We start from the raw sequence: 4984 nt of genomic DNA on the forward strand, positions 1-4984 counted from the left end.
GCAGCGTATTGTGGCCGAGGGGCATGAAGTGGGCAATCACTCATACTCGCACCCCAACCTGCGCCTGCTTTCGCCTGCGAACAAGGCGAATGAGATTGCCCGCACGGACGCGATCCTTCGCTCGCTTGGGGCCAACCCAAACTTTGTGCGCCCGCCTTATGGTTCTTATGATGCCTACACGGTGACCGCTGCCGAAGAACTGGGCATGGGCATCATGCTCTGGTCGCTGGACAGCCGTGACTGGAAAAGCCTGCCCGCCAACTATGCGGTTTTGCGCAGCACCCGTGGCACGGTCTATGGCCCCGGCGCCTTGCGCGGCGTGTTTCTTTTTCATGACACGCACAAGCGCACCGTGGAAGATCTGCCCCGGATTATCAGTGACTTGCGTGCCGGGGGCTGCCAGCGTTTTGTGACGGTGAGCGACTATCTGGACGGGCTGCTTGATCCTGAGCCGGGCGTACTTATGACGCGCCGTTCACAGCCCGCCGGGCAGCCTGATGGCCTGGGGCCCGATGGGCTTGCCCCTGCCGCAGCAGCGCGCAAGGCTGAACAGCCTGCCCAGCCCAAGGAAAATTTCCAGGAAATGCCGCCGGAAAGCTACCCCGCTGGCACGGCTACGTTGCCCCTGGCCCGCACCAGCCGCCCCTGGCAAGCTGACGAAAGCGCAGGCTCTGAAGGCCTTCAGTCAAGCGCCCAGGGTGACAATCAGGCCAGTAATATCGACGGCAGCCAGGCGCATCAGCCTGCGGGACAGCCCCCGCTGCTTCGTGTAGCGCCCGTTGCCCCTGGCCCGAATTCGGGTCTGCCTGTGGGCGGCCCTGTTTCCGCCCCTGCCACAGAGACGGCTCCTTCCGGGGCTTGATCTTCTGGAATTTCATGATTGAGCGGCAATGCTGCAACAACCATAGACGTATATGCGAGACCCCCGGCAAGCCGGGGGTCTTTTTGTACCTGAAAACCGCGCCACTGAGAGCGCTGATGGCGGCGCGGCGATTGCTGTATGAATCAGGAAAGCCGGGTTTTAAAGTCGCCGTAGCCAAACTGGCGCAACATGCGAAAATCTGCTTCTCCGCCAGCAGCCTGCCCGCAGATGCCAATGGAGGGCAAACGCAGTCCATTGAATGTGGTGGTCTTGACCATGCTGTAGATGGCCATGTCTTCAAATATGAGGCGCTGCCCCGGCTTAAGGGGGGCGTCAAAGGAATACTCGCCCGCCACATCGCCCGCCAGGCATGATTTGCCTGCCAGACGGCAGGTCCAGGCCTTTTCTCCCGCTTCTCCCGCCTGAACGGCCGCTCCGTCATGCTCATACGTCACGCGCGGCCTGTAGGGCATTTCAATGACGTCAGGCATGTGGCAGGGCACGCCTATGTCCAGAATGACAATGGGTATGTCGGCTTCAATGACATCCAGTACCGTGGTGACCAGCCAGCCCGCGTCCAAAGCCACAGCCTCGCCAGGTTCAAGGTATATCTGCGCCTGATAACGGTCGCTCCACTGGCTGAGCAGGCGGCAAAGCAGATCCAGGTCATAGCCCGGCTTGGTAATGTGGTGCCCGCCGCCCATGTTGATCCACTTGCAGCGGGGCAGCCACTGGCCGAAATTTTTTTCCACTGCGTCCAACGTACGCTCAAGCGCGTCTGCACCCTGCTCGCATAATGTGTGAAAGTGCAGGCCGGAAATGCCGTCCAAAGCCGTGGGGTCGAAATGCCTGCGCCGTATGCCCAGGCGTGAGCCCGGCGCACAGGGGTTGTATATTTCCGCAGCGCCTTCGGAATGTTCCGGGTTTATGCGCAAGCCGCACTGTATTTGTCTGTCTGGGCAACGTCCCTGGTTCCAGGCTTCAATGGCAGGCGCAAATTCCCGCCACTGCGCAAAGGAGTTGAAGACTATATGGTCCGTCAGAGTGAGAAGTTCCGCTACTTCACGCTTGTTCCAGGCTGCGGCGAAGGAGTGTATCTCGCCGCCGAATTCCTCGCGGCCCAAGCGGGCTTCGTCCACAGAGCTGGCGCACGCGCCCCACAACGGGCCATGCCCCTTGAAGCGGGAAAGCAGGGGAAAGGTTGCCCAGGCCGCATAGCCCTTGAGGGCAAGGAGGATTTTTGCTCCGGTGCGTTCCTGCACAGTGTTGAGGATCGCGGCATTGGTTAAAAGCTGGGTTTCGTCCAGCACAAAGCAGGGCGAAGGGATGCGGGCCGGATCGAATAAAAGGTGCTGGCAGTGCATTGAGATTCCTCTGAGTGGATTTGCTTCGCAGGCGCGTGAAGATTAGGGTGCGTCTGCTTTTTGAATTTTGACGCATTGGTGGCGCGGGTGCAAGGGGGATGGTTGGATGAATGTTTTGTGAGGATGATATACTGCCCATCCCCTCTCTATCGGGGGGCAGTGGCAAGAAAAACCTCTTTCGCGTTCTTCACCATCCCGGCCAGCCGGGACAAAATACTCTTGCCTCTGACCGGGGGATATACTGCGGTTGAAGTCGGCGCGGTCACACCCGGTTCCTTGACTGGCAGATCACACACAAGGCCAACAGCGGCGGCGACGTTTCAGCCAAGGCAGAGGGTTCCTGAAATTTTCTACTTTGCAGGCTATTCTGCGCTGCTTTCCTTATGCTTCGTCCAACTCTGCACCTCAATGATATTTCCTTCTATATCTTTTGCGTATGCAAAAGTCCCTGTGCCCAATGTGTCGTATTCTCTGCTGACTATTTCTCCCACAAGCTCACCACCCTCGCTAAGCAGTAAATTAACCGTATCAGCGACATTCTCTACTTCAAAAGCAATATGTGAAAAGCCGTGCAGATTCAGCTTTGGCTCACATGAAGTTGAAGTATCATAGCTAAATATTTCGAGAGTCGGACCCACATCGCCGTAGCCTGGCAACCTCAGGTGTTCACCAACTATATGAACATCCGGCATGCTTGTAAGGCGTTCTAACCATGCCCCCTTCAAATCCCGTTCAGGTGGAACTGGCTTGCATTCAAACACTTTTTGATAAAATAGCGAAAGGGATCGCCAGTTTTTAGCGATGAGATTTGTATGTGCATAACGCATGATAAGTGTCTCTTCTCCCGGTTTTCAGCCAAACTTTGGGCTATGAACACCAGTAAGATTTTTAGCCAATCGAGCAAGACCTGTACAGTGGCCATATCGGACTGATACGAATAATACCCATGTGTTGCTCTGATCGTAAGGCTGCTCTTTTGTTGTTGCAGCCCAGGCCAACCTGTCTTTTGACCTTATTCAGGGTGCGGGGCTGCTGGAGGCCGTTGAAGTTTTCCCCCCAGGGGCCTTGTTTTTTTGAGAAAAAGGCATGGCAAAGGTTGGAAATTTGGCTCTTTGTGAGGAGTGTGTTGTGCCCTGTGGGCACGGAAGCTTTCCCGGTTGCGCTTGTTTTGGCCGCCCGCCGCGTAGACGGGAGTAATAGAGAGAAGAAAAACTCCAGAGCACGCATGGCACGAGTATCTTACACAAAAGTAACGTTTTTTTCCGTCACCTTTCAAAAAAGAAAATCGGCTGCCTACTCGCCAACAAGTAAACAGCCGTCAGAACCCCAAAATACTACTACTCTAATCGTCCGCGCCGTTTTGCGCGTCACTTTGCTGCTGGGCAGCTGGCGCTTCATCCGTCAGCGAATCATCGTGGAAAACATAGCGGTTTTTGCCAAGCTGTTTGGCCCTGTACTGGGCGTTGTCAGCCTTTTGCAGCGCTTCTTCATAGGACGTTTCGCTGCCATCGAACATATATATGCCAATACTGGCGGTAATATCTACCGCTTTGCCATCGCGCTCAAAATGCATTGAAAGTGACTTCAGTACTGATTCAGCCCGGGCAGACATAGCGTTGGGGGTAATGCCCATTGCAAAGACGCAAAATTCGTCGCCGCCAAAGCGCCCCACCGCATCGGCATTGCGGAAGATGCGTTTGAGAGCATCCGCTGTTTCGGCCAGGGCGGCGTCGCCCACTATGTGCCCCAAGCTGTCGTTGAGTGCCTTGAAGTTGTCCAGATCCAGAAAAAGCAGGGCGTGCGTGTTGTTGCCCTGGGGCTTGCACGGCAGATTTTGTACGACTCGTTCGCGGAAGGCCACCTTGTTGTATAGGTCTGTGAGGCTGTCGCGCTGAGAAAGGCGCTCCAGCTCTGCTCTGCGGCGCACCTCTTCGTCAATGTCTACAATCTTGCCCACAATGCGCAGGGGAGCATCTTTCTTGCTGATCCGCGTGGTCTGCACGCGACACCAGATATAACGGCCCATAGCCGTTGGCACGCGCATGACGCCAAAGACCGTGCGTTCACCAGCGCGCACACGCCGCCGCATTTCCGCAAGAGCGGGAATGTCGTCCGGGTGTACGATCTGGTCATTGCGTGGTCGCCCATCAGGGGTGAAAAGCGGCGTGCCTTCGCGGCCAAACTTGGTGTAAAAGTTGGGCGAGCAGGTGTATTGGCCTTTTTCCGTGTCCACATCAAAAATGATGTCCTGCGACTGCTCAAGAATAATGCGGTACCGCTCTTTTTCCTGCTCCAGCTCTTCCTGCATTTGCTTCTGGTCGGTGATGTCCACAACCACACAGTCCAGGCAGGGTTGGGAAATCTCGTGCTCGTCGCTGGACCATGTGCAGCGCAAAAGCGCGGGTATCCAAAGGCCATTCTTGCGGCGCAGGCTCAGCTCCATATTGATTGCCGAGCCTTCCTGCTGCTGACTTTCCAGGCGCCGATACAGCTGCTCGGCTTCAGCGGGGCGCAGAAAATCGGCAAGGCTTGGCATCTCCGGCGGGTTGTCGCCATAGTCCAGAAGGTGCCAGAACCCACTGTTGGCATTGCGGATATCCAGGCGCACGTTGGGTGTAAGGCTGATGACGCCGCCGTTGATGTTGTTGGCCATATTGGTCAGGCGGCGTTCGCTTTTTGAGGCAGATTTTTTGTTCTTTCCCCGCAAAAAGAGAACATAGCCAAGAAGAGCCAGAGCAAAGAGCAGCAGCTCGCCAAC

Annotated in this window: 4 protein-coding genes; 1 reads left to right on the forward strand and 3 read right to left on the reverse strand. The window is 56.2% G+C overall.

What is annotated here, in order from left to right; all coding sequences use genetic code 11:
- Positions 1-862: polysaccharide deacetylase family protein (locus QM579_RS10640; protein WP_414999123.1), on the forward strand; the 862-nt coding region annotated here is incomplete at its 5' end.
- A gap of 143 nt (positions 863-1005) precedes the next feature.
- On the opposite strand, the gene nspC is transcribed toward QM579_RS10640, so the two are convergent.
- From nspC to QM579_RS10655, 3 genes are all read right to left on the reverse strand, one after another.
- Complete coding sequence (gene nspC / locus QM579_RS10645) at positions 1006-2226, reverse strand: carboxynorspermidine decarboxylase (protein WP_414999124.1); 1221 nt, start codon at positions 2224-2226, stop codon at positions 1006-1008.
- A gap of 362 nt (positions 2227-2588) precedes the next feature.
- On the reverse strand, positions 2589-3053 hold the full coding sequence (locus tag QM579_RS10650; protein WP_414999125.1) for a VOC family protein: 465 nt from the start codon (positions 3051-3053) through the stop codon (positions 2589-2591).
- Between the two features lie 515 nt (positions 3054-3568).
- The coding region (locus QM579_RS10655; RefSeq protein ID WP_414999126.1) for a diguanylate cyclase at positions 3569-4984 on the reverse strand (1416 nt) is incomplete at its 5' end.

It is taken from the genome of Desulfovibrio sp. (genome assembly GCF_047607245.1).
Taxonomy (GTDB): domain Bacteria; phylum Desulfobacterota; class Desulfovibrionia; order Desulfovibrionales; family Desulfovibrionaceae; genus Desulfovibrio.

Excerpts from the sequence above, each read along its gene's own strand:
- nspC (WP_414999124.1), bottom strand. The coding sequence starts at position 2,226 with ATGCACTGCCAGCACCTTTTATTCGATCCGGCCCGCATCCCTTCGCCC.
- QM579_RS10650 (WP_414999125.1), bottom strand. The coding sequence starts at position 3,053 with ATGCGTTATGCACATACAAATCTCATCGCTAAAAACTGGCGATCCCTT.